At 39.3% G+C, this 24,242-nt stretch carries 29 protein-coding genes and 1 tRNA gene; 17 read left to right on the plus strand and 13 right to left on the minus strand.

Annotation, left to right across the window (positions count from 1 at the left end; translation table 11 throughout):
* Positions 1 to 67: 67 nt before the first annotated feature.
* Entirely contained in the window at positions 68 to 310 is a 243-nt protein-coding gene (locus QFX38_04815; protein MDI9624188.1) for a HypC/HybG/HupF family hydrogenase formation chaperone, read from the plus strand.
* On the opposite strand, the gene QFX38_04820 is transcribed toward QFX38_04815, so the two are convergent.
* Entirely contained in the window at positions 307 to 810 is a 504-nt protein-coding gene (locus tag QFX38_04820; protein MDI9624189.1) for an amino acid-binding protein, read from the minus strand. The two genes, QFX38_04815 and QFX38_04820, sit on opposite strands and share 4 nt — an antisense overlap.
* 103 nt (positions 811 to 913) lie before the next feature.
* Between QFX38_04820 and trpE the strand changes: the two genes are divergently transcribed.
* The 7 genes from trpE to trpD are packed head-to-tail and all read left to right on the plus strand — an operon-like array spanning position 914 to position 7,373.
* Complete coding sequence (trpE, locus tag QFX38_04825) at positions 914 to 2,269, plus strand: anthranilate synthase component I (protein ID MDI9624190.1); 1,356 nt, start codon at positions 914 to 916, stop codon at positions 2,267 to 2,269.
* Complete coding sequence (locus tag QFX38_04830) at positions 2,266 to 2,853, plus strand: aminodeoxychorismate/anthranilate synthase component II (GenBank protein MDI9624191.1); 588 nt, start codon at positions 2,266 to 2,268, stop codon at positions 2,851 to 2,853. The genes trpE and QFX38_04830 overlap by 4 nt, the downstream gene beginning before the upstream one ends.
* 5 nt (positions 2,854 to 2,858) lie before the next feature.
* Entirely contained in the window at positions 2,859 to 3,653 is a 795-nt protein-coding gene (gene trpC, locus QFX38_04835) for an indole-3-glycerol phosphate synthase TrpC (protein MDI9624192.1), read from the plus strand.
* Positions 3,650 to 4,309 (plus strand): phosphoribosylanthranilate isomerase, encoded by a 660-nt coding sequence (locus tag QFX38_04840; protein MDI9624193.1) that lies wholly within the window; start codon positions 3,650 to 3,652, stop codon positions 4,307 to 4,309. The genes trpC and QFX38_04840 overlap by 4 nt, the downstream gene beginning before the upstream one ends.
* Complete coding sequence (trpB, locus tag QFX38_04845; GenBank protein MDI9624194.1) at positions 4,306 to 5,484, plus strand: tryptophan synthase subunit beta; 1,179 nt, start codon at positions 4,306 to 4,308, stop codon at positions 5,482 to 5,484. Before QFX38_04840 ends, trpB begins: the two co-directional genes overlap by 4 nt.
* Positions 5,481 to 6,287: a tryptophan synthase subunit alpha gene (gene trpA, locus QFX38_04850; GenBank protein MDI9624195.1), complete on the plus strand. Its 807-nt coding sequence runs from the start codon at positions 5,481 to 5,483 to the stop codon at positions 6,285 to 6,287. Before trpB ends, trpA begins: the two co-directional genes overlap by 4 nt.
* Positions 6,288 to 7,373 carry an anthranilate phosphoribosyltransferase gene (gene trpD, locus QFX38_04855; GenBank protein MDI9624196.1) on the plus strand — a complete coding sequence of 362 codons (1,086 nt, stop codon included), beginning with the start codon at positions 6,288 to 6,290 and terminating at the stop codon, positions 7,371 to 7,373.
* Here the strand turns inward: trpD and QFX38_04860 are convergent.
* From QFX38_04860 to comA, 12 genes are all read right to left on the minus strand, one after another.
* Positions 7,355 to 7,428: transfer RNA gene (locus QFX38_04860), tRNA-Ile, on the minus strand. The genes trpD and QFX38_04860 overlap by 19 nt on opposite strands.
* Before the next feature lie 49 nt (positions 7,429 to 7,477).
* Complete coding sequence (locus tag QFX38_04865; GenBank protein MDI9624197.1) at positions 7,478 to 8,038, minus strand: adenylate kinase; 561 nt, start codon at positions 8,036 to 8,038, stop codon at positions 7,478 to 7,480.
* Positions 8,039 to 8,335 carry an iron-sulfur cluster assembly protein gene (locus tag QFX38_04870; GenBank protein MDI9624198.1) on the minus strand — a complete coding sequence of 99 codons (297 nt, stop codon included), beginning with the start codon at positions 8,333 to 8,335 and terminating at the stop codon, positions 8,039 to 8,041.
* 80 nt (positions 8,336 to 8,415) lie between these two features.
* Positions 8,416 to 9,327, minus strand: a complete 912-nt coding sequence (locus tag QFX38_04875; protein ID MDI9624199.1) for a DUF5591 domain-containing protein — start codon at positions 9,325 to 9,327, stop codon at positions 8,416 to 8,418.
* A 4-nt stretch (positions 9,328 to 9,331) separates the two neighbouring features.
* Positions 9,332 to 10,783, minus strand: a complete 1,452-nt coding sequence (locus QFX38_04880; protein ID MDI9624200.1) for a glutamate synthase-related protein — start codon at positions 10,781 to 10,783, stop codon at positions 9,332 to 9,334.
* Between the two features lie 18 nt (positions 10,784 to 10,801).
* Positions 10,802 to 11,278: a TIGR00295 family protein gene (locus QFX38_04885; protein ID MDI9624201.1), complete on the minus strand. Its 477-nt coding sequence runs from the start codon at positions 11,276 to 11,278 to the stop codon at positions 10,802 to 10,804.
* A 21-nt stretch (positions 11,279 to 11,299) separates the two neighbouring features.
* Positions 11,300 to 11,827, minus strand: coding sequence for a transcription factor E (gene tfe / locus QFX38_04890; GenBank protein MDI9624202.1), 528 nt, complete (start codon positions 11,825 to 11,827; stop codon positions 11,300 to 11,302).
* Between the two features lie 310 nt (positions 11,828 to 12,137).
* Positions 12,138 to 12,971, minus strand: coding sequence for a coenzyme F420-0:L-glutamate ligase (locus tag QFX38_04895; protein MDI9624203.1), 834 nt, complete (start codon positions 12,969 to 12,971; stop codon positions 12,138 to 12,140).
* A 6-nt stretch (positions 12,972 to 12,977) separates the two neighbouring features.
* Positions 12,978 to 13,655 (minus strand): (Fe-S)-binding protein, encoded by a 678-nt coding sequence (locus tag QFX38_04900; protein MDI9624204.1) that lies wholly within the window; start codon positions 13,653 to 13,655, stop codon positions 12,978 to 12,980.
* Between the two features lie 73 nt (positions 13,656 to 13,728).
* On the minus strand, positions 13,729 to 14,430 hold the full coding sequence (locus tag QFX38_04905; GenBank protein ID MDI9624205.1) for a GTP-binding protein: 702 nt from the start codon (positions 14,428 to 14,430) through the stop codon (positions 13,729 to 13,731).
* A 17-nt stretch (positions 14,431 to 14,447) separates the two neighbouring features.
* Positions 14,448 to 15,224, minus strand: coding sequence for an ATP-binding cassette domain-containing protein (locus QFX38_04910; protein ID MDI9624206.1), 777 nt, complete (start codon positions 15,222 to 15,224; stop codon positions 14,448 to 14,450).
* Complete coding sequence (comA, locus tag QFX38_04915; protein ID MDI9624207.1) at positions 15,224 to 16,000, minus strand: phosphosulfolactate synthase; 777 nt, start codon at positions 15,998 to 16,000, stop codon at positions 15,224 to 15,226. Before comA ends, QFX38_04910 begins: the two co-directional genes overlap by 1 nt.
* A 94-nt stretch (positions 16,001 to 16,094) precedes the next feature.
* Here comA and QFX38_04920 point away from each other — a divergent pair, with 94 nt between their 5' ends.
* From QFX38_04920 to alaS, 9 genes are all read left to right on the plus strand, one after another.
* Positions 16,095 to 16,658: a pyruvate kinase alpha/beta domain-containing protein gene (locus QFX38_04920; protein ID MDI9624208.1), complete on the plus strand. Its 564-nt coding sequence runs from the start codon at positions 16,095 to 16,097 to the stop codon at positions 16,656 to 16,658.
* A 330-nt stretch (positions 16,659 to 16,988) separates the two neighbouring features.
* Positions 16,989 to 18,119, plus strand: coding sequence for a cell division protein FtsZ (gene ftsZ, locus QFX38_04925; protein ID MDI9624209.1), 1,131 nt, complete (start codon positions 16,989 to 16,991; stop codon positions 18,117 to 18,119).
* Between the two features lie 110 nt (positions 18,120 to 18,229).
* Positions 18,230 to 18,409: a protein translocase SEC61 complex subunit gamma gene (locus QFX38_04930; protein ID MDI9624210.1), complete on the plus strand. Its 180-nt coding sequence runs from the start codon at positions 18,230 to 18,232 to the stop codon at positions 18,407 to 18,409.
* A 23-nt stretch (positions 18,410 to 18,432) separates the two neighbouring features.
* Positions 18,433 to 18,897, plus strand: coding sequence for a transcription elongation factor Spt5 (locus QFX38_04935; GenBank protein MDI9624211.1), 465 nt, complete (start codon positions 18,433 to 18,435; stop codon positions 18,895 to 18,897).
* Positions 18,898 to 19,389, plus strand: a complete 492-nt coding sequence (locus QFX38_04940; GenBank protein ID MDI9624212.1) for a 50S ribosomal protein L11 — start codon at positions 18,898 to 18,900, stop codon at positions 19,387 to 19,389.
* A gap of 69 nt (positions 19,390 to 19,458) precedes the next feature.
* Complete coding sequence (locus QFX38_04945; protein MDI9624213.1) at positions 19,459 to 20,097, plus strand: 50S ribosomal protein L1; 639 nt, start codon at positions 19,459 to 19,461, stop codon at positions 20,095 to 20,097.
* A 1-nt stretch (position 20,098) separates the two neighbouring features.
* Positions 20,099 to 21,106 carry a 50S ribosomal protein L10 gene (locus QFX38_04950; GenBank protein MDI9624214.1) on the plus strand — a complete coding sequence of 336 codons (1,008 nt, stop codon included), beginning with the start codon at positions 20,099 to 20,101 and terminating at the stop codon, positions 21,104 to 21,106.
* 40 nt (positions 21,107 to 21,146) lie between these two features.
* The gene (gene rpl12p / locus QFX38_04955) at positions 21,147 to 21,458 is read left to right on the plus strand and encodes a 50S ribosomal protein P1 (GenBank protein ID MDI9624215.1); all 312 of its coding nucleotides are present in this window, start codon (positions 21,147 to 21,149) and stop codon (positions 21,456 to 21,458) included.
* 81 nt (positions 21,459 to 21,539) lie between these two features.
* On the plus strand, positions 21,540 to 24,242 hold the full coding sequence (gene alaS, locus QFX38_04960; GenBank protein ID MDI9624216.1) for an alanine--tRNA ligase: 2,703 nt from the start codon (positions 21,540 to 21,542) through the stop codon (positions 24,240 to 24,242).

Genomic DNA, 24,242 nt, shown 5'->3' on the forward strand with positions numbered 1-24,242 from the left:
TTATAAGTAAGCTGTTTCAAGTATCATATTATAGTGTTATCTGTATATATATGGAGAGGGATTAGCAATGTGTATAGCAGCGCCTGCTCAGATAATAGAGATTGACGAGAAAGAGAATAGTGCAGTAGTTGATTTTGGTGGTGTAAGGCAGAAGGTTAAGCTTGATCTTGTAGATGATGTTAGAGAAGGGAGATATGTCCTTGTACATTCAGGGTATGCTATTGAGGTGCTGTCTGATCAGGCTGCGAGGGAGTCTTTAGAAGCGTGGGATGAACTTTTAAAGGTTCTTGAAGAAGAGAACCTAGATTAGTATATTGAAACTCTTTTCACCCCTTCTATTTTTAAGAATTTTTTGAGGAGATCGCCTGGGATAGGTTTTTCTGTTATAATTGTCAGTTTCGGGTTTTCTTCAAGTTCTGGGTCGCTTGCATGTGCTTGTCTTATACTTATACCCTTTGAGGCTATTAGGGTCGCGGCTTTTGCTAATATGCCTGGGCTGTTGGCGTTTGCTTCTATTTCAACCACTCCAAATTCGAGATTTTTCGCTGTTTCTTTGAGAAGGGCTCCTGCTGGTATTATGTTCTCGAAGATTTCTCTTAGGTCTTTGTCTTGGAGTATGACTTGTGTGGTTGCTCTTATTGTCCTTCTGTCTACGTTAGTGGCTCTTGCAAGTGCCATGTCGCTTATTTCCACGTCTCCACAATATATTTTCCCAGTGGGGTCTACTCTGAGTCCGAGTTCTACGATCTTTTTTGCCACGCTTATTCTTGCAGGGTACTTTTGGAATTTGTGTTTTATTTTTTCCCACATCAAAATCACCAATGTACATTATTATACAGGTAAGATTTAAATAGTACTTTAAAGTATAAGTATTTTGTGCATAGACAACAAGGAGCAATAACCATGCAAGGAAGTGAATATTTTTGGAAAAACCCCTAAAACGTTCAAACTCGACTTAAAAGACCCATTTAAATTATTCAAACAACTATACTACAATAACGATTCTGTTTTTCTCCTAGAATCAATGGAAAGCGACACAGGACTCTCAAGATATTCATTCATAGGATTCAATCCCATCTTAACCATCAGAGCAAGATCAAACATCCTCGAAATAGAAACAAAAGACAACAAAGAAAAAATACACACCAAAAACCCATTTAACATTATAAAAAACTTCCTAAAAGAAAAAAACAAATCCAAAGGCTTCGCAGGCGGACTCGTAGGATACATCTCATACGAATCAGCAAGATTTTTCGACAAAATCCCCATAAAAAACCCCGATTTCCCAGACTTCGAATTTGGCCTATTCCTTGATGGAATAAAATTCAATCATCTAACAGGTAAATGCACCTACATAACACTTTCAGAAAACCGATTAGATCACATAAAAGAAGTCTCAAAGGATAACACCCAAGACCAAAATAAACTCTCATTCAAATACAAAGGAAGAATCTTCTCCAAAGACCAATACGAAGAAATGGTCCTAGAAACAAAAGAAAGGATAAACAAAGGAGAAATATTCCAAGCAGTAATATCAAACGCCCATAAATACAAAATAAAAGGCAACAAACTCCACTTCTACGAAGTCCTGAGAAAAGTTAACCCTTCACCATACATGTACCACCTCAAACTAGGCGAAAGAGAGATCATAGGCTCCAGCCCAGAAATGCTCGTAAGAGTCGAAAACAGGACAGTTGAAACATTCCCCATTGCAGGGACGCGCCCAAGGGGATCTAACGAAAAAGAAGACAAAAAGATCGCAGCCGAACTTCTATCAGATGAAAAAGAATTAGCAGAACACCTAATGCTAGTAGACCTTGCAAGAAACGACATAGGAAAAATCAGTGAATACGGATCAGTCAAGGTCAAAGAGTACATGAGTATAAAAAAATTCTCACACGTACAACACATCTTTTCCCATGTAAAAGGAAAACTCAGAAAAGATAAAACAGCAATCGACGCATTAGCATCAGTATTCCCTGCAGGAACGGTCACAGGAGCCCCCAAAATACGTGCAATGGAAATAATAGATGAAATAGAAAGCACACCAAGAGGTGCATATGCAGGAGCCCTAGGCTACTTCTCATTAAACGGAAATGCCGATTTTGCAATCACAATACGATCCCTCATAACCCAAGGAACCGAAGGGAAAATACAAGCCGGCGCAGGCATAGTATACGACTCAATACCAGAAAAAGAATTCCTAGAATGCGAAAACAAGGCAAAAGCACTCCTACATTCACTCAAAATAGCAGGTGAAAAAAGATGATACTCCTAATCGACAACTATGACTCCTTCACATATAACCTGCACCAACTCATCGGAGAAATCATAAAAGAAAAAAACCTCGAAGAACCCCTTAAAGTGTTGAGAAACGACGACAAAAAGCTCCTAAAGCTCAATAAATCAAAAATCAAAAGCATAATAATATCACCAGGCCCAGGCAATCCCCTAAACAAGAAAGACTTCGGATTCTGCCATGAAATAATCAAAAAATTCAAAAACAAACCAATATTAGGCGTCTGCCTCGGACACCAGGGAATATATGCAACCTTCGGCGGCAAACTACGCTACACAAAACCCACCCACGGAAAAATAACAACAATATTCCACAACAACACCCACATTTTTAAGAATATTCCAAATCCCATCAAAGCCACACGCTACCACTCCATTGCATGTGACCCACTCCAAAAACCACAAGAAATCGAAATAATAGCATGGTCCACAGACGGCATAATCATGGCAATAAAACACAGAAAATACCCAATCTATGGTTTACAATTCCATCCAGAATCGATAGGAACAGACTATGGAAAAGCAATACTTAAAAACTTCCTACTAAATGGGTGAATCCAATGATACTCAAAAAAATAATCACAGAAAAAAAGAAACAAGTCTCTCAAATCAAGACTAAAGAAACAATCAAAGACTTAAAAGACAAAATAAGTGTAAATGAACCCCCAAAAGATTTCAAAAAAGCACTCAATGGAAAATTTTCCATAATATGCGAATATAAAAGGGCATCACCATCCACAGGACCCATATCATCAAAAAGACTAGAAGAAAGTATAAAATCATTTGAAAATGGGGGCGCAGCCGCCATATCAATTATAACTGAAAAAAAATTCTTCAATGGAGACATTAAATACATTAAAACGGCTAAATCAATAACAAACCTTCCAATCTTAATGAAAGATTTCATAATAGACGAATACCAAATATTCCAAGCAAGAGCCTATGGAGCAAGCTCAATACTTTTAATAGCTAACATATGTCCCAACCTAGAAAAATTTATACACTTATCCAAGAGTCTCAACATGGAACCCATCATAGAATGCGAAAATTCCATAGAAATCTACAAAGCCCTCGAAAACGAAGCCGAAATAATAGGAATAAACAACCGAAACCTAAACGACTTCACTATCAATTTCAACAGAACAAAAGCATTTGCACCCCTCATACCCAACGAAAAAATCCTAGTATCAGAAAGTGGCGTGAAAGAACCAGAAGATGTTAAAATACTCCGCGAATACGGTGCAGATGCAATTTTAATAGGAACAGAGCTAATGAAATCAAAAAATCCAAGAGATTTCATAAAAGACCTTTTAATAGCAGGAACTAACACCCCTAAGGGAGGGATCCACAAGTGAATATCAAGATTTGCGGTATAACAAACAGAAAAGACCTCAAACTAGTCAATGATAGAGTAGATTACATAGGATTTATAAACATTAAAAGATCACCCCGCCACCTCCCATTATCCAAAATCATAGAATTGACAACTGACAAAGAAAAAGCCGTACTCGTATTAGAACCAGAAACTCCAGAAGAAGTCATAGAAAAAGTCGAAAAAACAAGCATATCCAATGTTCAACTCCACTCCCTCAAACCATCACAAATAAAAAAACTAAAAATTCAACTCCCAGAGAACATACTACTCATAAAAGCCGTGGGAATCCCGGAAAAGTTATCCCCCAAAAAAAGAAGAGAGATAAAATCCTTCGCCAAAGTCTCAGACGCCATACTATTCGATTACGAACTCCAAGGAAAAACAGGAGGAACAGGAATCCAAATACCAATAGATATAGCATGCCAAGCAGCAGATATCGCCACACAAGCAAAAAAGAGCATAAAACTTTTTCTTGCAGGTGGAATGAACCTCCAAGCTTTAAAAAAGAATTACAAGCTTATAAATTCCCATTTCGATGTTGTAGATTTCAACTCATCCCTCGAAAAATCACCCGGAATAAAAGATCCCACTAAAATCAAAGAACTGCTAGACTACGTTAACAAGGTGATCAAATGATAAAAAATGGTAAATTCGGCAAATATGGCGGAATATTCGTACCAGAACTTTTAATACCCGCATTAGAAGAGTTAGAATCAGCATTCTTCAAATACAAAGATCATAGCAAATTCAACAAAGAACTCGATTATTACCTGCGAGAATTCGCAGGAAGGCCAACCCCATTATATTTCGCATCAAACCTCTCCAAAAAACTAGGATGCAAAATATACTTAAAAAGGGAGGATCTACTCCACACAGGAGCCCACAAAATAAACAACACACTAGGACAAGGACTATTAGCAAAATACATGGGTAAAAAAAGACTAATAGCTGAAACAGGCGCTGGACAACATGGTATAGCAACTGCAGCAGTTGGTGCAATGCTAAAAATGCCAGTAGATGTTTACATGGGAGCTGAAGACATAGAACGCCAAAAACTCAACGTATTTCGAATGGAAATCTCAGGAGCAAAGGTAATACCAGTAAATACAGGATCAAAAACATTAAAGGATGCCATCAACCAGGCAATGAGAGACTGGATAAGCAACATAGAAGACACACACTACCTAATAGGCTCCACAGTAGGCCCACATCCCTATCCCACAATAGTAAAACACTTCCAGAGCATAATCGGAAAAGAAACAAAACAACAAATACTAGAAAAAGAAGGAGAACTACCAGACGCCATCATGGCCTGCGTAGGTGGTGGTAGCAACTCCATAGGGATATTCTCAGCATTCATAGAAGACAATGTAGAACTTATAGGAGTCGAAGGAGGTGGGAAAGGCCTAGAATCGGGCGAACACGGAGCCACACTTTGCAAAGGAACCACAGGAATATTACACGGTTCACTATCCAAAGTACTACAAAATAAAGATGGCCAAATAAAAGAAGCACATTCAGTATCTGCCGGACTAGACTATCCAGGGGTTGGACCAGAACATTCATACCTCAAAGAAATTGGAAGAGTAGAATACGTCGCTATAACAGACTCCGAGGCTCTAAGAGGTTTCCAATTACTTTCAAAATATGAAGGTATCATGCCAGCCCTTGAAAGCGCCCACGCAATAGCCTACATGGAAAAATATGCTAAAAAGCCTGAAAACAAAGGCAAAACAATCATAGTAAACCTTTCAGGTCGAGGAGACAAGGACATGTTCTTAGCAGCCAAACTACTAGGAGTGGAAACATGAAAACGTACCATGAAATGTTCAAAGATCTTAAAGAAAAAAAAGAAGCTGCTCTCATGCCATTCATCGTAATAGGAGATCCCGATTACAAAACTTCATTAAAAATAGCAAAAACCCTAATCAACAATGGTGCAGATGCGCTCGAAATAGGATTCCCCTTCTCTGATCCAATAGCAGACGGTGCAACAATACAAGAAGCAGACACAAGAGCCCTTAAAAATGGAATAACAGTAGACAAGTGCTTCAAATTTCTAAAAAAGTTGAGAAAATCCACACCAATACCTATAGGATTACTTGTTTATTATAATCTCATCTACCAACATGGCGTGGAAAAATTCTACGAAGATGCCATGAAAGCCGGTGTTAACAGCATACTAATCGCAGATTTACCCCCAGAAGAAGCAAAAGAAGCCCTTAAAGCCTCAAAAGAATATGGTATTAATCAAATATTCATCATAGCCCCCACCACCTCAAATGAGAGACTGAAGATGATTTCAAAACATGCATCAGGATTCCACTACCTAGTATCGGTCATGGGAGTCACAGGCGCGAGAAAAAAAGTTAAAAAAAGCACCCTCACCTTCATAGAAAGAGTCAAAAAAAATGGGAAACTTCCAATAATGGTTGGTTTCGGAATCTCCAAACCATCACATATAAAGGAAATAATCAAAGCAGGAGCTGATGGAGCCATCGTAGGAAGCGCAATAATAGATATAATAGCAAAAAATTTGGATAACCGGGAAAAAATCCTCAATGAAATCGCAAAATTCACCAAAAAGATGAAAAAAGCTACAAGGAGGCCATAGATGATAAAATCGAAAGAAGAGGTCGAATTTAATGATATTATCCAGAAAATAACAACAGGCACCAATCTAAAAGAAAAAGAAGCATACAATTGCATGATGGACATGATCCATGGCAGACTCAACGAGATACAAATAGCCGCAATACTAACTTCTTTAGCCACAAAAGGGGAAACAGTCCCAGAGATAACAGGATTCGCAAGGGCCATGAGAGATTCTTGCAAAACTATCAAAACACCTCCAGGAATAGATGTTGTTGACAGTTGCGGTACTGGAGGTGACAGGCTCAAAACATTCAATATAAGCACCGCAGCCGCGATAATAGCAGCATCAGCAGGAGTCCCAATAGCAAAACATGGCAACAGGGCAGTTACAGGCTCATGTGGAGGCGCTGACATCCTAGAAGCTGCAGGGGTGAAAATAGACCTCCCCATCCAGAAAGTAGAACTTTCATTGGAAAAAATAGGGATCACATTCATGTTCGCGCCAAAATTCCACACAGCCACCCGCAATGTAATGCACATAAGAAGAACACTCGGTATAAGGACAATATTCAACATACTGGGCCCATTAACATCCCCTGCAAAAGCTAGAATACAACTATTAGGTGTTTTTGACCCGTCCTATGTGAAACCACTAGCAGAGGTTCTTTCTAGATTAGGTGTTAAAAGGGCGATGGTAGTGCATGGTTTTGATGAAAAAGGCGAACCAGCCATTGATGAGATATCCATAATGGGCAAAACATACACAGCCTTCCTAGATAATGGTAAAATTCAGATAAAAAAATTATATCCAGAGGACTTCGGATTAGAAAATGGAGAATCAGAATCGATAAAAGCAGCGCCCACAACCCACGAAAACCTCAAAATATTCCTTTCAGTTTTAAAAGGTAGAAAAGATTCAAAGGCGGATAAAACGCGATTTGATATTACTCTCGCGAATGCCGGTGCCCTCATTTATCTCGCAGGGAAAGCTAAAAGTTTCGAAGATGCTGTGGAAATAAGCAAGGAATATGTTAAATCAGGAGCGGCCTTGGAAAAATTGAAAGAGTTTGTGAAATTTACAAGGGATGGGCCCGCTGGGATTTGAACCCAGGACCTCACGGTTATCAGCCGTGCGCTCTAACCACCTGAGCCACGGGCCCTACCTAATGACTTTTTTGCATTCTAGTATTTTCTCTTATAAATCTTTTACTATGAAGTGCGTTGATGGAGTATTAATAGCTTTTTCATCTCATTTAGTGTTTCTTTAAACTCTATGTTTTGGATTATGTATAGTGTGCATCCTATTATGGCAGCGGATATCATCATTGATATCCTTAACATTTCTATGTGTTCATTTAAAGTTTTTATTGTATCTTTTATCCTCTTTTTCGCGTCAAGTTTTCTTCTCAATAATATAAGTTCTGGGGGCGATTCTATAAGTATTATGAGGGAAGGTTTTATGATTTTAACGGGTAAAGATAATATGTACCCTATAGGTGATTGGTCAAGGCCATGTAAGTCTACTATGGCTCTTTTTTGCTTTTTTATTTGTAGTGCGGTTTCTCTCCATATTTGATGTTGTATCTTTATCGGGAGTGAGAATAGTTCATCTTCTGTCTCTGCGAGGTTTTTTTCCCTTGCAATTTTTAACATGAGATCTCCATAATTTATATGGGGATAGTCTACTTTCTCTGATAGTTTTTTACATAGACTGGTTTTACCCACGCCTGGTACTCCAACCACGCTTATGAGGTCTTTTCTCCTTGGCATTTATAACTTGTTTACCATTTCTGTGATCGCATCTGCCATTAGATGTCCTGCTATGATAATCTCGGCCCTGTCGATCCCTTCAACTTCTTCTACCATGTTCTTCGCATCCATGGCCATTCTAGCTGCGCTCATGCAACCTGGATTGGTTGGTCTTATGGTTATCTTTGCTATTGTCTGGTCTCTCTGTTCTATTTCAATGTTCTCGACAAGTCCCATGTCCATTATACTTATACCCATGTGTGGATCTGTAACTTTTGCTAAAGCTTTCTTTATTTTCTCCATAAGATCATCTGCCATTATATTACCTCTAATTATGATTTGATGATAGGGTTGATTTTTTTCTAATCTTTATCATAGTTTGGCATTTAAATAGTTTATTATTTGGTTCTGTGACGTATTTTAACGGCTACCCCATATTCTGCTTTTGTCATTTCTTCTCCGTTTAGGATGGCTTTACCGACTCCGACGAGTTCTTCTTTTCGTGTTATTATAACTTCATCCCCTGGTATTATACTAGGATCCGCATCCACCACTCCTGGTGCGAATAGTGTGTTTGAATCTAATCTGAAATCTATTTCAACCCATTTAATCTTTAAATCTGCTAGTAGGCGCCCTCCATGGAGCGTAGGCACATATAATCCTCTGTCCATCATTAAAGTGTGGAGATGGTTATTATCTTTGTCTAGGATCATTTTGTTATATCTTCCCTTTATCTTGAAATCTTCGGGTATTATGTTAGCTCCCTTTTTGCCAAATTGATACTTTGCTATGGATTTTAACCCGTTTAAAAATTTTATACGTTGAGGTATTTTTTTATAATCTCTTATACTTTTTTTAAGGTTTTCCATGGACTTTTTAGATGTTGGTTTACCGTCGATGCAAGTGAACTTACATTCATCAAGATACTCTTCACAGACTTCCCTGTAACCGTCTGTTACATGAGCTATAACATCCTTATCCTCAACATAGTCCCTCAAAACCTCCCCTGTAATCTTTTTTTCTTCCCAGGACCATTTACCTGTTGTTGAAACATCATAGGATGAAATAGGATATGTATTTTCCATCTCCCTTGGACAGATAGCAAAGGGTGATGTTAATATCACTTCTTGGATTCTGCGAGTAACCCTCCTGAATATCTGATGAGACTTAGAAGTTGAATAAGGTTTCTTCATACTACAAGGTAATATTACCACTGCTTCCCCAATAGGTTTGAGGAGTTTCATTCTTTCCCGCCAACGGACGGCTTCAGGACGATAAAGGGACTCTTCAATGGAACATTGCACTCTCATCATCCTATGAACCCCCAGGTATTGAACCATCCAACCATTTTATACCTGCAAGCTCTGCAAGTCCCTTCTTAAAGGAGAATAGATCAGAACCATCTAACAATTTAATATCATCTTTACCAGTTATCCGTGCGAAATCTGCAATTTCACCAGTAGCAACCTTTATAAAGTTTTCCAGCCTCGTGACTGCCTTTTCAAGGTCAAACTGTTTCATTAAATGGGGATCATGTGTTGTTATGCCAGTAGGGCACATTCCAGTATGACATAAACGGTGTTGTTCACAATTAAGGGCTATGAGGGCCGCAGTACCAATATAGATGGCGTCAGCGCCCAATGCTAAACATTTTGCCATGTCAGCTGAAGTTCTAATACCGCCACCAGCTATAAGAGAAACTTTTCCCCTTTCTTCTTTGATTATTTGAGCCGCCCTTGGAAGCGCGCTAATGAGCGGAAAACCTACGTTATCCCTTATATGCGTGAAAACTGTGCTAGTACCCCCACCAAAACCGTCAATACTTATGAAATCAACGCCACAATCAAGGAGTAACCTAATATCCTCTTCTATATCCCCACATCCTATTTTAGCCCCAATCGGGGCGCTAGGATTAACTTCACGGAGCCATTCAATCTTCTCCTCTAGTTCTTTAACATTTTTTATATCAGGATGCCGAGCCGGTGAATACGCTCCCTCACCCCTTTTTATCCCCCTTATCCGCGCCACATCCGAACTTATCTTTTCAGGGGGCAGATAACTCCCTTTACCAGGATATGCCCCCTGCCCAAATCTTATTTCTATGGCAGCAGCATTCTTTATAATATCCTTGTTTAATCCGAATCTTCCAGTTGAATATTGTAGAATGAGCTGGGATGATGCAACTTTCAACTCATATTGGAGTACTCCCCCTTCACCTGTATTATAGGCTATCCCTGTTCTTTTAGCTGCAAGTGCAATGGCCTTTTTGGCCTTTTCTGATATTGCACCATAGCTCATACCACTTATTATGATGGGTGAATTGACTTTAAGCGGTTTTTTAGCCCTTGGACCAACTGTAACCTTTGTGTTAACTTTTTCATCCCCATTTAATGGCATTCTATGAATTTGTGCTGGTATGAAATTTATATCATCGAATGTATAAGGTGGTTTTTTTGGCGAGCCCATTGAACCTATGACGTTTTTTCCCTTTGACATTATTTTAATCTGGATGATCTTTTCATAGTCACTTGGATCTTCCCCTTTTTTCTTCCGACGCATGAAAATGCGCTCATCACCTATAAGATCCTTATTACAGAAATAAAGACCTTCTAAGTTTTTCTCATAGTATACTGGGCATGATGCGCAAAGGCATCCCCTTTCATGTACCTCGAATTGGCTGTTACCCTCAAGGCAATATAATGATTCTCCATGTAAAGGATAACTTGGACAGTGTGGGCAAAGACAATCCTTATTTGACAATTTCACCCCCCCACTAGGGAGAATTTAAAGTTTAAGTTCCCTGTGCAATTTTTTAAGCCTTTCTATTGCGGGATGATTTTCTCCTAGCTTACTTTTCCATTTTTTTAATACAAATGATATGTCTACTTCTTCCTCCCCATTTATAAGATTATCAGCATGTGCAACTATCTTTTCTTCTAGGGTAATGGGAATATAATCCTTTGGGGGTAGGCCTAATAATATTGCTTCATCCTTTGGTATGCCTGCCCCTATATGCCTTTCAACTATCTTTATTATATTCTCGGGGTATCCTCTCTCTTTGAGGATTTTAGCCCCTATTATCCCATGTTGAATGCTGTTGGTTTTGCATCTTCCTATGTCGTGTAAAAGGGCGGCTTCTCTGATTAGAGTTCTGTCAACTTTAAAATTCTTGGATATTTCAAGCGCTTTTTCAGCCACTTTTTTAGAATGGTTTATAACCCAGTGGGGGCAGCCGACTTCTTTAAGTAGGCGGATACTCAAAAAGTCACCTAAAAATCCGTTTTAAGAATAAGATCTGAAATTGAAGGGCACTTCAGAACCGTTATTTTCATATAGTCTCAGTTCTTTTTTGATTTCTTGTATTATCTCTGAATTGTCCATATATTCAAGTTTCTCATGGCATTCTGGGCATCTGAAATTGTTTTCAACAGCTTCATCAAAGGTGTACCTGTAATGGCCGTTTTTGCATGCGAAAAACATATTATTTTCTTCGAATGCTAGGAGTTCTCTCAAGTTTTCTACGATCTCACGGTTTCTTTTCTTCATTATCTTCTCGAGCTTCTCTGATTCGAATTTCCAAGTGTAAGTGTACCATTGAGTTTCGGGGTCCTTACTCCTTTTGTAACTTGCTATCCCAGCATCATAGAGTTTATATAATATTCTGCGGACTGTGTTCAATTTTAGGTGGGTTTTCTCGGCTATCTCCTCATCAGTTATACTACCCCTCATCAGACACTCAACTACTGGCACACCCTCCTCTTCATTGACTATTTCATGGATCAACTCTTGTATTAATGTATTATTAATCAAGCAAACTCCCCCTGGCACTTTGAAAATAACCTAGTAAAAAAATTTACGCTGCTATTTTTCTTGTAATCTGGCAGTACTACTCTTAGGATTTGTATGTAATCTTATGAAACTAATATTATATAAACTTATATATAAAAGAAAAATGGAAGTTTTTAAATATTGGTATCCTCTACCGGAATAAGTCTACCAATAGCATCAGAGGATTGAACCCTTACCCCCCCCACATTGCTAAAATTAAAAATGAGTTTCCATGTTTAATAGGGTTTTACAACGGTATTCAAACATCACCGAAAATAGCCCCCCTAGGGGATTAAATTTCTCTGATTATAAGTGCAGGCACATGTTCAATTGATTCAAGACTTCTAATAGTTATTTTATCTTTTTCCTCTTTAAATATTCTCTCCATATCATAAACTGTTTCAATATGTTCTTCACGGTTTTTATGATAATTTTCTGCAACTTTAGCTATCTCAAGTATCATATCTATGCTAATCCTTTTTGAAGCTGCAATTGGTGTTGGTAATATTGTATTTGAGAATCTTCCAAGAAGATAACCCCAAAATCCAGTATCAGACTTTATACCATCGACAGCACAAGGCAAAGGAGTGAAATAACATCCCATCAACTTATAAGTAGCATCAGTATCGATTATAATAACGGTAACATCCTTCCCATAACCATCCTGTATGTTTCTGGCAATATCCTCCGAGACGCCCCTAGGATTCTCTGGTAAAAGAGCTACCAAAGTCCCTGGAAGATTACTCAAATCAATACCAGCCTCAGAACCAGGCTTCAAAGCATGCTTAATACCATAATATCTGAGCACAACCTCCTTATGAGCCCTAGCTTCCTTTGGAAGTCTTCTCAAATTTCTTATCGTCCTCTTTTTCACCCCAAACAATGGCCCCAGAAGATAACCCCAAATATATTTAGACCATACCTCTGCAAGTAAAAAAGCTAAAAAAGATGGTTCATACTTTGATTCGTCAACTATACGCCCCTGTGATATGGCAACTGGCGTCTCAGAAATTACAAGATAATCCCCATCCTCAACCATCGGACCAGCCTTATCTATAAGCTCATCCAAACCCTCATTAGGCCTTATATACCCAGTTTTCACTGGAATTACCTTATATTTACCCATGGAGGATCATCTTCCCAATTTTATAGGGGGAGCCCATACTTTCAAATCAATCCCCTCTATAAGGGCCCTTTCACCCTCCAACTGCACTATGACCCCAGAATGTACCTTCTGCATCATACAATGATGGGGTATGAAACGGACAGTATCACCCACAGAAGGTAATCTACCCTCTATTATACCCTCAAATCCGCTAACAAGACATATTCCAATCTCTTTGAATTCAAAATCTTTATCAAGCCTATGACATGGACCCACTATATGAACAGTGATAAGTCCATGACTTTCATCTATTATCTTCGCAAAATGGGTTATAGGACAACCAAGGGGCCTGTAACGGATCACTTCCCCACTTTTAAGTCTTTCATTTGTAAAGGGGTAAAGTATTTCACGGCAAGAACTTTCACCTGGGAGCGGTTTCAATATAAAATCGGCCTCATAACCATCTAGTAGACCGATTATCACCTTCTCTTCAGGTGTTATTTTCTCCTCTTTGAGTAATCTTTGAAGCTCTTCAAGGTTTTTTGCGAAAATCTCCTGGTATAAGAATCTGCAGTCTTCGAGTTTAGCATATCCTCTTATTAGGGCTCCTCCAAATTCATCACATCTGGCATAGCCACATATACCACAATTAAAACCGGGAAGGAGTGAAATAATTTCTTCTTTAATCGAATTTTTCTCCATCATCATAGAAACCTCTCACAAAAGATATAACTATCTTTTCGAAAACCTTGGAATGAAATTTTGAGAATTTTCGACTCTATTCTCCTTGGTATGTTTGGAATCCATCTATCCTTCGGAGTATTCCCCTATGATGTTTCTTGTTAACCCTTGTTTCACCCACACATAACGTGCATACCGCAAGTGGGGCGGAGTGCCTGAGTTTTTCGCTTTCAAGGGAAACTTCTGGACTTTTAACCATCTCCTCTGCCAATTCTAAGCATCCCTGGCCGCTTAGCCCATTAGCCTCTATTATCTTAGCATTAGGGTTTACTTCGAGTATCCTTTCCCTGAATATTTCACGTTCAGCCTGTGATATCATATCCCCTTTAGTTACCACTACAATATCCGCTGTTGAAAGGAATGGACCAACCTTTAATGGCGTGTTAGGCCCACTCGTAGCATCTATGACGCATACACCTAAACAGTTCTTTGTATATGGTGCGCATCTATGACATAAACCAGCAGTTTCTATTATAAGAAAATCTGAATTGTTCCCTTGCGCCCAGTCTATCATATCCTCTATGTTGTATATCGCATAATGGTCTGGGCACATGTCCATTGATAGGCCTACAAGGGTTGGTACGCCTATTTTTTTAAATTTTTTATCATCGTCAGTGTAAAGGCAGTCAATTTTAACAACTGATGCTGTGAAATTATCCCTCATAAGACTTTTTAAAACATGAACTAGGACTGCTGTCTTCCCGGAACCAGGAGTCCCCGCCACTATAACCATTCTCATCCTCATTTAACCCTCCACTAGCTGGTTAAACCCCTAAGTTGTATATCTTCTATGATCTCACCGTGTCTTACCTTGTCCCTTAAGTTGAGGAGTAGATCGTCTATCTTGCTAAGTTCCTTTGAGAGTTCCTTTTCATGAGGTGTAGTTGTAACTATTTTTTGCATGCCACCATTTTTCATGACGATCCTTTTATCTGTCATAAGGGCAAGGATAGGATCATGAGTGACTACCATAACAATCTTACCATGCCCCGAGAGAACCTCCAACGCCTCATGTTTCCTTATACCAGCATTTTCTATCTCGTCGATGAGTACTATCGGAGAATCACTTATTATAGCCACGTCAGCCACCATAAGGGCCCTTGATTGGCCTCCACTTAATATTGTCAAGTCATGGCTCTTTTTTATGGGTTCGCCTGTTAATGTGTTAGCCAATTCTATAACCTTGTTTACGCAGGATTTGTGGGCACCTCTACATTTAGCATGAAGTGTCAAAAATTCGCCTACTGTCATGTCGGCCAAAAAGTTCATATTCTGTGATAATTGAGCTACCATCTTCTTACGTGGGTTGGTACGATCTTCGTACGTTGGTTCCTTATCATTTACTAGTATTTTCCTCCTGGAGAATGTATCCCTTTGGGCTAATTGTTCAATATCAGCTATTAGTGAACTTTTACCGCTGCCTGTGGGGCCTACTACACCGAATATTTCGCCCCTATTTATATCGACTCTTCTGACGGGTTCTTTTTTCCCAAATTTATCATAGCCGCCTAATATTGTCACCTTTTTTATCATTAGAGCTTCACCTTTCCTAGAGTATCCCCTCTAAGCCCTCTTCGCATGCTTTCAAGGGAAATAACATCCTCTGGTGGTATGTTACCAAGGTTAGCATTGGGCCCTATCTTTAGAATGAAGTAGACTTGTTGATTTTTTTGTGGAGCTTCCCATATCAACTTTTCCACTGGTAAATGTGCTATAAGATAGTCAACTTCATCTTCTTTAACCTCACCTCTTTCATCATATACTCCAATGTTCTGGCCACTTTCTCTGGCTTCTATCAAAACCTTTTCAGCACCTGCTTTAAGATCATCTTTCACAGATTTTACCCTTTCCTTGAGACTTATTATTTTATCCTTCTTTGGATCTTTTTTACCAACCTCTGAAATCACTTTGAATCCGTGATCTATTGTATCCTCTATTATCTTGGTTTTCTCTTCCCTTGGCAAGTCTATTGAACCATCTGATATTTCAAGGTATTTGAAGCCGAGTTCTTCAGCTTCATGGAGATATTCCTCGAATTTACCCTGGATATATGCTATTTCAAAGAGTGTACCTCCAGGGTGTGCTTCAACCTCATGATCTCTATAAATCCTGATTTTTTCTTTTATAATATCTTTATCACATAAGCTTATAATACCCCATCCAAATTTTACAAAATCTAAATGTTCACCAGCTATCTTCAAAAAATCTTCTACCATGCGGGGGCCTAAACCCTTATCTAACATCATGGTAATACCTCTATTATATTGTTCTCTTATCCTGGCTGGTGCTAAAAAATTAAAAGCGTGCATTATACTTCACCTTATCTTCATGGGTCAGGGGGGTGATATTGGCCTAGTGGATTAAATAATATAGCTTGTCTAATATAAAGTTATGGTGATTTCTATGATAAAGAGTATATGTTATTTTGAGACTCCAGGCCCGGAAAATACTGATAAACTATTAAAACTTGTTAAAGAGAGATCAGAGGAACTTGGCATAAATAATATAATTGTTGCATCCGTTTCTGGTAGAACAGCCCTCAAATTATCGGATATATTAACTAATGCGGATATTGTGTGCATCACCCACCATGCAGGTTTCAAAGAAAAGGGAAAACTAGAAATGGATCCTAAAATAAAGGATAAATTGACAAAAAAGGGTATAAAAGTGTACGCAGGATCCCATGCATTAAGTGGTGTTGGCAGGGGGATTTCCAACAGATTCGGTGGTGTCACACCAGTTGAAATAATGGCAGAAACCCTCCGCATGGTCTCCCAAGGATTCAAAGTTTGCGTCGAAATTACTATAATGGCTGCTGATGCAGGCCTCATACCCATGGACAGAGAGATCATAGCAATCGGTGGCACCGCACAGGGGGTTGACACAGCCCTAGTCATTTCACCAGCACATATGAACAATGTCTTCGACCTCAGAATACATGAAATAATCGCAATGCCCCGCCCCTGAACCATCCCTTTAACTTCCAAAGTGGATAATAAAAACCTTTACTCATGAAAACTCATAATATAGAGCATAATTGGGAATCATCAAATTAGATGGAAAAAATAGAATAACGTTAAACTTATATATACCTACATCGAATAATAGACAACTATAATCAAAATCAATGATAAAAGCTCCACTAAAAAGTAGGGCAAATACCATAACATTCACTTACATTCAAAAATTCCAAAATTTGGGTTGAAACCCTATAATCCTCCTCATCCCGTCTTGGGCGAATGGGCATCCCCATGATCAAGACAGGATTTCCAAAAAAACCTTATGTGGGGGTAACAATTGAAATTTATTAACGAGGCCATAAAAGAGGATATTATAAAAAATAGAAAGCCAGCTCCTACACCAATAGACGAAGATCTCAAGGAGCTAATAAAAGAAAGTCGGGCGAAAATATATGTCGTAGGAACTGGTGGAGCAGGGAATAACACCATAACCCGTTTAAACGAGATAGGAATAGAGGGAGCGGAGACCATAGCCATCAACACTGATGCACAGGACCTCTATTACACTATTTCTTCCCGTAAACTTCTAATAGGGAGAAGTATATGCAATGGTCTTGGAGCTGGTGGCATTCCAGAAATTGGGGAAGAATGTGCAGAGGAAAGCGAAGACGAGATAAGAAGAGAACTTGAAGGAGCAGACATGGTATTTGTGACCTGCGGACTGGGTGGGGGTACAGGCACTGGTTCCGCACCAGTAATATGTAAGTTATCAAAGAAGATAGGAGCCCTGACAATTGCAGTAGTAACATTACCATTCAGTGCAGAAGGGCTTAAAAGAAGGGAAAACGCGGAGATGGGCTTGGAAAAGCTCCAAAACGCTGCTGACACCGTTATTGTTATCCCCAATGATAAACTCCTAGAAGTTGCACCCAACCTACCTATCAACAAAGCATTTATGGTAGCTGACGAAATCCTAGGCCGAGCAGTTAAAGGTATAACAGAATTAATTACGAAACCAGCCCTTGTCAGCCTAGACCTCTCAGATGTTAAAAGTATAATGAAAGGTTCAGGAATGGCGATAATAGGAATGGGCGAATCAGAATCAGGAGACAGGGCACTAGAATCAGTCCATGAAGCCCTTAACAGTCCACTACTCGATATCGACATATCCAATGGTAAAGGCGCCCTTATAAACATAGCAGGAAGCTCAGACCTCACATTACAGGAAGCCGAGAACATAGTCCAAGTAGTCGCCGAGGAATTAGACCCAGATGCGAACATAATCTGGGGAGCTCAAATACAGGATGAACTCCAAAACATGATAAGAACAACCATAATAGTCGCAGGAGTAAAATCCCCATACATTTACGGTTCTCCAACCGAAAAGGAGACCATAAGCGAAAAGAAAAAAGAGAAGAAGTCTATCGACGATTCGGCACTAGAAGAATTTATAGATGGTGTATTCTAAACCACTATTTTAAATTGGTAGCGAAGAATTTATAAGTCCCCCAAAATATACTAAGTAATATCATAGAATTTTAATCCTCTTTTTTAACAATTTACGGAGTAGGGATAATCATGGGTTATAAAGAATCTATTCTAGAGTTTATAGAAAAATCAAGGAGAGTCCTAAAGGTTTCAAAGAAACCAGAGAGAGAAGAATACTTCACCGTAGCTAAGGTCACAGGAATAGGCATAATAATAATCGGAGTAATAGGCCTTATAATCACGCTCCTGACACAAATTTTAGGTAGATAAAACATATTAGGTTGTGTATCCCAATGGAAAATAAAAATGCCATCTATGCCCTGAAAACTTCAGTGGGCCAAGAAAAAAACGTGGCAAGGATGCTAGCAAGAAAAGTTAAAACAAGTGGGATGGAAATAAACGCCATCCTAGCACCAGAATCCCTGAAAGGATACATACTAGTGGAAGTATCGGGTAAACTGGATATCAGGAACCCTGCATTAAGGGTGCCCCACCTAAGGGGTATAGTAGATGGTGAAAAACCCATAGACTTTGATGAGATAAGAAAGTTCCTCAAACCAGAACCTATAATATCATCCATCAAAAAGGGTAGTATAGTCGAACTTATATCAGGACCCTTCAAAGGAGAAAGGGCAAAGGTTATACGCATAGATGAATCAAGGGAAGAAGTAGTCCTAGAATTAATAGAAGCAGCCGTGCCAATACCTGTAACAGTTAAAGCTGACCAGATACGTATAATACAAAAGGAGGCTGATTAATTGGCTAAAGAGACAATTGAGATCCTCATAGATGGTGGTAAAGCCACACCAGGACCGCCATTAGGCCCTGCCCTCGGACCATATGGCGTCAACATGATGCAAATTGTCGATGAAATCAACAAAAAAACAGCAGACTTCAAAGGGATGAAAGTCCCCGTGAAAATCACCATAGACACTGAAACCAAAGAATTTGAAATCCAAGTAGGAACACCACCCACAACAGCTCTAATAATGGCAGAACTAGGCATTGAAAAAGGATCAGAGGATCCTGGGATGGACAAAGTCGCGGACCTAACTATTGAACAAGTCTTGAAAGTAGCTAAAATGAAATTCGATTCACTACTTGCAAAAGACTACAAGGGCGCTGTTAAAGAAATATTAGGGACTTGTGTGAGCATGGGTATAACAGTAGAGGGCAAAGACCCCAGAGAAGTCCAGAAAGAAATCGACAAAGGAACCTATGATAAACTACTAGAAGAATCCACACCATAAATATAATATACTATAAAAAGCAAAACTTTAGATTTACAATAACTTTTATTTTCTCGGGAGGATAATAAAATGAAACAAGAGATACTAGAAGCGGTGAAGAAGGCTAAGGAACAATCCAAGCCGCGGAACTTCACACAGTCAATCGACATAGTCATAAACATCAAAGACCTAGATGTGAACAAACCAGAGAACAGATTTGAGGAAGAAGTTTCACTACCACACGGCCGCGGCAAAGAAGTTAAAATAGCAGTCATCGCAGATGGAGAATTAGCCCTACAAGCAAAAAAAGCCGGCGCAGACCTCATAATAACAAGAGATGACCTGGAAGAACTTGGAAAAAACCGTAAAAAGGCGAAAAGATTAGCTAACGAATATGAATTCTTCATAGCACAGGCAGACCTCATGCCACTCGTAGGCCGATTCCTAGGACCAGTACTAGGACCCAGAAAAAAAATGCCTAAACCAATACCAGCAACAGCAAATCCAGCACCACTCATAAAAAAACTCAGAGACACCGTCAGAGTAAGGGTAAAGGACCAGCCATTAATACACACAACCGTGGGGACAGAAAAAATGGACGATGAAAAAATAACAGAAAACATTGAATCCATACTTGATGTACTTGACCGTAACCTCGAAAAAGGCAGAAAACAAGTAAAATCCATGTACATAAAGACAACCATGGGGCCGGCAGTAAAGGTGATCTAAAATGGCTCATGTAGCTGAATGGAAAAAACAAGAAGTTAAAGACCTTACAGAACTAATAAAAGGTCATGAGGTTATAGGTATAGTTGACCTTTCAGATATACCCGCAAAACAGTTACAAAAAATGAGACAGAACCTCCGTGAAAAAGCAAAAATTAGAATGTCCAGAAAAACCCTAATCTCACTAGCACTGGACAGAGCAAACAAAGAAAAGAAAAACATAAAAGAATTGAACAATACCCTAGAAGGCCAACCAGCCCTCATAGTCAGCAACATGAATCCTTTCAAATTATTCAAAATACTTGAAAAGAGTAAAACTCCATCCCCTGCAAAACCAGGGGCAATAGCACCCCAAGATGTTATAATACCCAAGGGAGATACCGGTTTCGCCCCGGGGCCAATCCTTGGGGAATTACAACAACTAGGAATACCCGCAAGGATAGAGAAGGGTAAAATAGTTATAACAGAAGATCACACCATATTAAAAGCAGGGGATGAAATATCCCCAAAAGTTGCTGAAATTTTAAACCGTTTGGATATACAACCATTGGAGGTTGGTATAGACCTTAAAGCCGCATATGAAAACGAAACAATTTATACATCCGATATTTTAACAATTGATGAAAACAAGACAATAGCTGATATTAAAAAGGCATTTTCACAAGCCTTCAATTTGTCAATTAACGCACTAATCTACACCAGAGAAACAATACCATACATCATACAAAATGCAGCTTCAAAAGCTTTCAACCTAGCCTATAATGCTGCAATACTCACACCAGAAACAGCCGAACCATTAATGGCCAGAGCATATGCACAGATGCTTTCATTAGCAGCGAAAATCGCCCAAAATAATAAAGAAGCCCTTGATGAAGAGTTACTAGAAAAGATAACAACCAAAACCAGACCCAAAACCGAAAAAGAAAAAGAAGAAGAGGAAGAGGAAGAAGAAGAGGAAGAAGAGGAGGAAGAAGAGGAAGCAGCCGCTGGTCTAGGCGCCCTCTTCGGCTAAAATTTACCAATATAATATAAAATAATTCTGAGGTGATCATATGGAATATATATATGCAGCAATGCTATTACACACTACAGGCAAAGAAATAAACGAAGAGAACGTGAAAAAAGTGCTAGAGGCAGCTGGAGCAGAAGTCGATGATGCCAGGGTAAAAGCTCTGATAGCAGCATTAGAAGAAGTCGACATCGAAGAAGCAATGGAAACAGCAGCTGTAACCCCATCAGCAGGAGCACCAGCAACCGAAGCTGCAGAAGAAAAAGAGGAAGAGAAAGAGGAAGAGGAAGAAGAGGAGGAAGAAGAGGAGGAAGAAGAGGAAGCAGCCGCTGGTCTAGGCGCCCTCTTCGGCTAAAAGGTTCTTCTTCCCCCCCTCAAAACCTTTTTTTAAATTCACACACTACTTTTTCTAAAATGAAAAACATTAAAGATTACCATGTCCCACCAATTAAAAAAACTCGGATATGAAAAAAAGAAATGTAAATCGTGTGGGAAATACTTTTGGTCTATAGATGAGCGTGAAACATGCGGAGACGCCCCCTGCGACCCATATACTTTCATCGGGGACCCGCCAACGAAGAAAAAATACGACCTATACAAGATTCAGAACACCTTCATCCAATTCTTCAAAGAAAGAGGCCACGAACCCATCAAAAGATACCCAGTACTTGCAAAACGTTGGAGAGACGACGTATTCCTAGTAGGAGCATCCATCTACAACTTCCAACCATGGGTAACATCAGGGATGGTTAAACCACCAGCAAACCCACTAGTAGTCGCCCAACCCTCAATAAGATTAAACGACATAGACAACGTAGGAAGAACAGGAAGACACTTAACCTGCTTCACCATGGGAGGCCATCACGCATTCAACTCCCCAGAAAACCAGATCTACTGGGAAAATGAAACAATAAAATACTGTCACGATTTCCTAAAGCACATTGGCATAAACCCCAAAGAGGCGACATTCATAGAATCATGGTGGGAAGGTGGAGGAAACGCAGGACCTTGCTATGAAGTCTGCGTAAGGGGTGTTGAACTCGCAACTCTCGTATTCATACAATACGAGATCCTACCAGATTCCAAGAAAAAGGAGATCCCATTAAAGATCGTTGACACAGGCTACGGACTCGAAAGATTCGCATGGATATCTCAAGGAACCCCAACAGCATACGACGCATCATTCGGCCCAGTAATCCAGAGACTAAAAGAACTAGCATCAATAGAAGTCAACGAGGAAATACTAAAAGAAAACGCCCAAGTCGCGGGTATGATGGACATACAAACATACGCAGACCTTAAAACCCTCAGAAGGAGGGTGGCAGATAAACTAGGCATCCCGGTGAAAGAATTAGAAGCATCAGCAAAGCCAATGGAATCCATTTATGCAATAGCAGACCATACAAGGTGTTTAGCATTCATGCTAGCAGATGGCGTGATCCCATCAAACGTTAAGGAAGGATACCTAGCACGTCTAATAATAAGACGCGCCATCAGACTACTGGACGAACTACACTTGAAAGAATCATTAAAAGACATAATGGAAATCCAAATAGACTTCCTAGAACCACAATACCCCGAAATAAGAGAACACCATCAACACATAATAGACATAATAGAATTAGAGGAAAAAAGATACAAAAAGACCATCCAAAAGGGTGAAAGGATAGTTAAAAAGACAATAAAACACTTCAAAAAAGAAGGAAAAAAGGAAATACCAGTCAAAACCCTCATAAAACTCTACGACTCCCATGGCATACCCCCAGAGATAGTGAAAGAAATATCAAACGCCCAAAATTTCAAATTAAGAATCCCAGACAATTTCTACACACTCGTAGCCCAAAAACATGAAAAAGAAGAAGAAACAGAAACAACCCCTATAAAATTAGATTATCCCCAGACAAAACTATTATTCTACGAAAACCCAAACGAAACAAAATTCAAGGCCAAAATAATAGGAATACATGAAAACGGGATAATACTAGACCAAACACTATTCTATCCAGAAGGTGGCGGCCAACCATCAGACAAAGGAATGCTAAAAATAGGAAAAAGCAAATTAAAAGTTGAATATGCAGAGAAAATCGGGGACATAGTACTCCACAGAACAAACGCAGATAAAATTCCAAGAAAACTCATAGGCAAAACAGTCGAGGGAACTATCGACTGGGAAAGAAGAATGGCACTAACCAGAAACCATACAGGAACACACCTTATAGTAGCCGCGGCACGCCAAGTCCTCGGAGACCACATTTGGCAGACAGGAGCCCAGAAAGGCATCAAACAATCAAGAATAGACCTATCACACTATAAGCGGATCAAAATAGATGAAATCGAAAAAATAGAAGAACTAGCCAACAAGTACGTGATGGAGAACATCCCAGTCAAAACCAAATGGATTGAAAGAAACCTAGCCGAAAAAAAATACGGTTTCATATTATACCAAGGTGGAGTAGTACCCGGCAACAAGATAAGAATAGTTAAAATAGGCGAAATTGACGTGCAAGCATGTGGAGGCACACACGTACCCCAGACAGGAGACATAGGACCCATAAAAATCAACCGCACAGAAAGAATACAAGACGGAGTTGAAAGAATCGAATTTTCAGTAGGAGAAGCCGCAATAAAACAAATACAAAATATCAACCGCCTACTAATTGAAACCTCAAAAATATTCAAAGTACCAGTAGAACAACTCCCCAGAGTCTCTGAAAGATTCTTCAAAGAATGGAAAGCATTCAAAAACGAAATAAAACGTCTAAAAGAGGAAATAGCACTCCTAAAAATAGAAAAACTCACAGAAAAAACCCAGAAAATCGACAACCTATTATTCATAGGCGAAATTGTCGACGCAAAAATGGATGAAATGCAAGAAATGGCACTAAAACTCACAGAAGACAAAAAAATAGACATAACCATACTCCTAAACAATGATGGGAAAATCGTAGGAGCATCATCTTCAAAAGCTATCAAAAAAGGCATCAAAATAAACGAACTCATAAAAAAACTAGCAAAAATCCTCGGCGGAGGAGGAGGGGGAAGACCAAACCTCGCCCAAGGAGCCGGGCCCAAAACCCACAAAATAAATGAAGTCCTAGAAGAAGCTCAAAGACTAATAGAAGCAACCCTAGAGGGTTGA

It is taken from the genome of Methanothermobacter sp. (assembly GCA_030055615.1).
Taxonomy (GTDB): Archaea; Methanobacteriota; Methanobacteria; order Methanobacteriales; family DSM-23052; genus Methanothermobacter_A.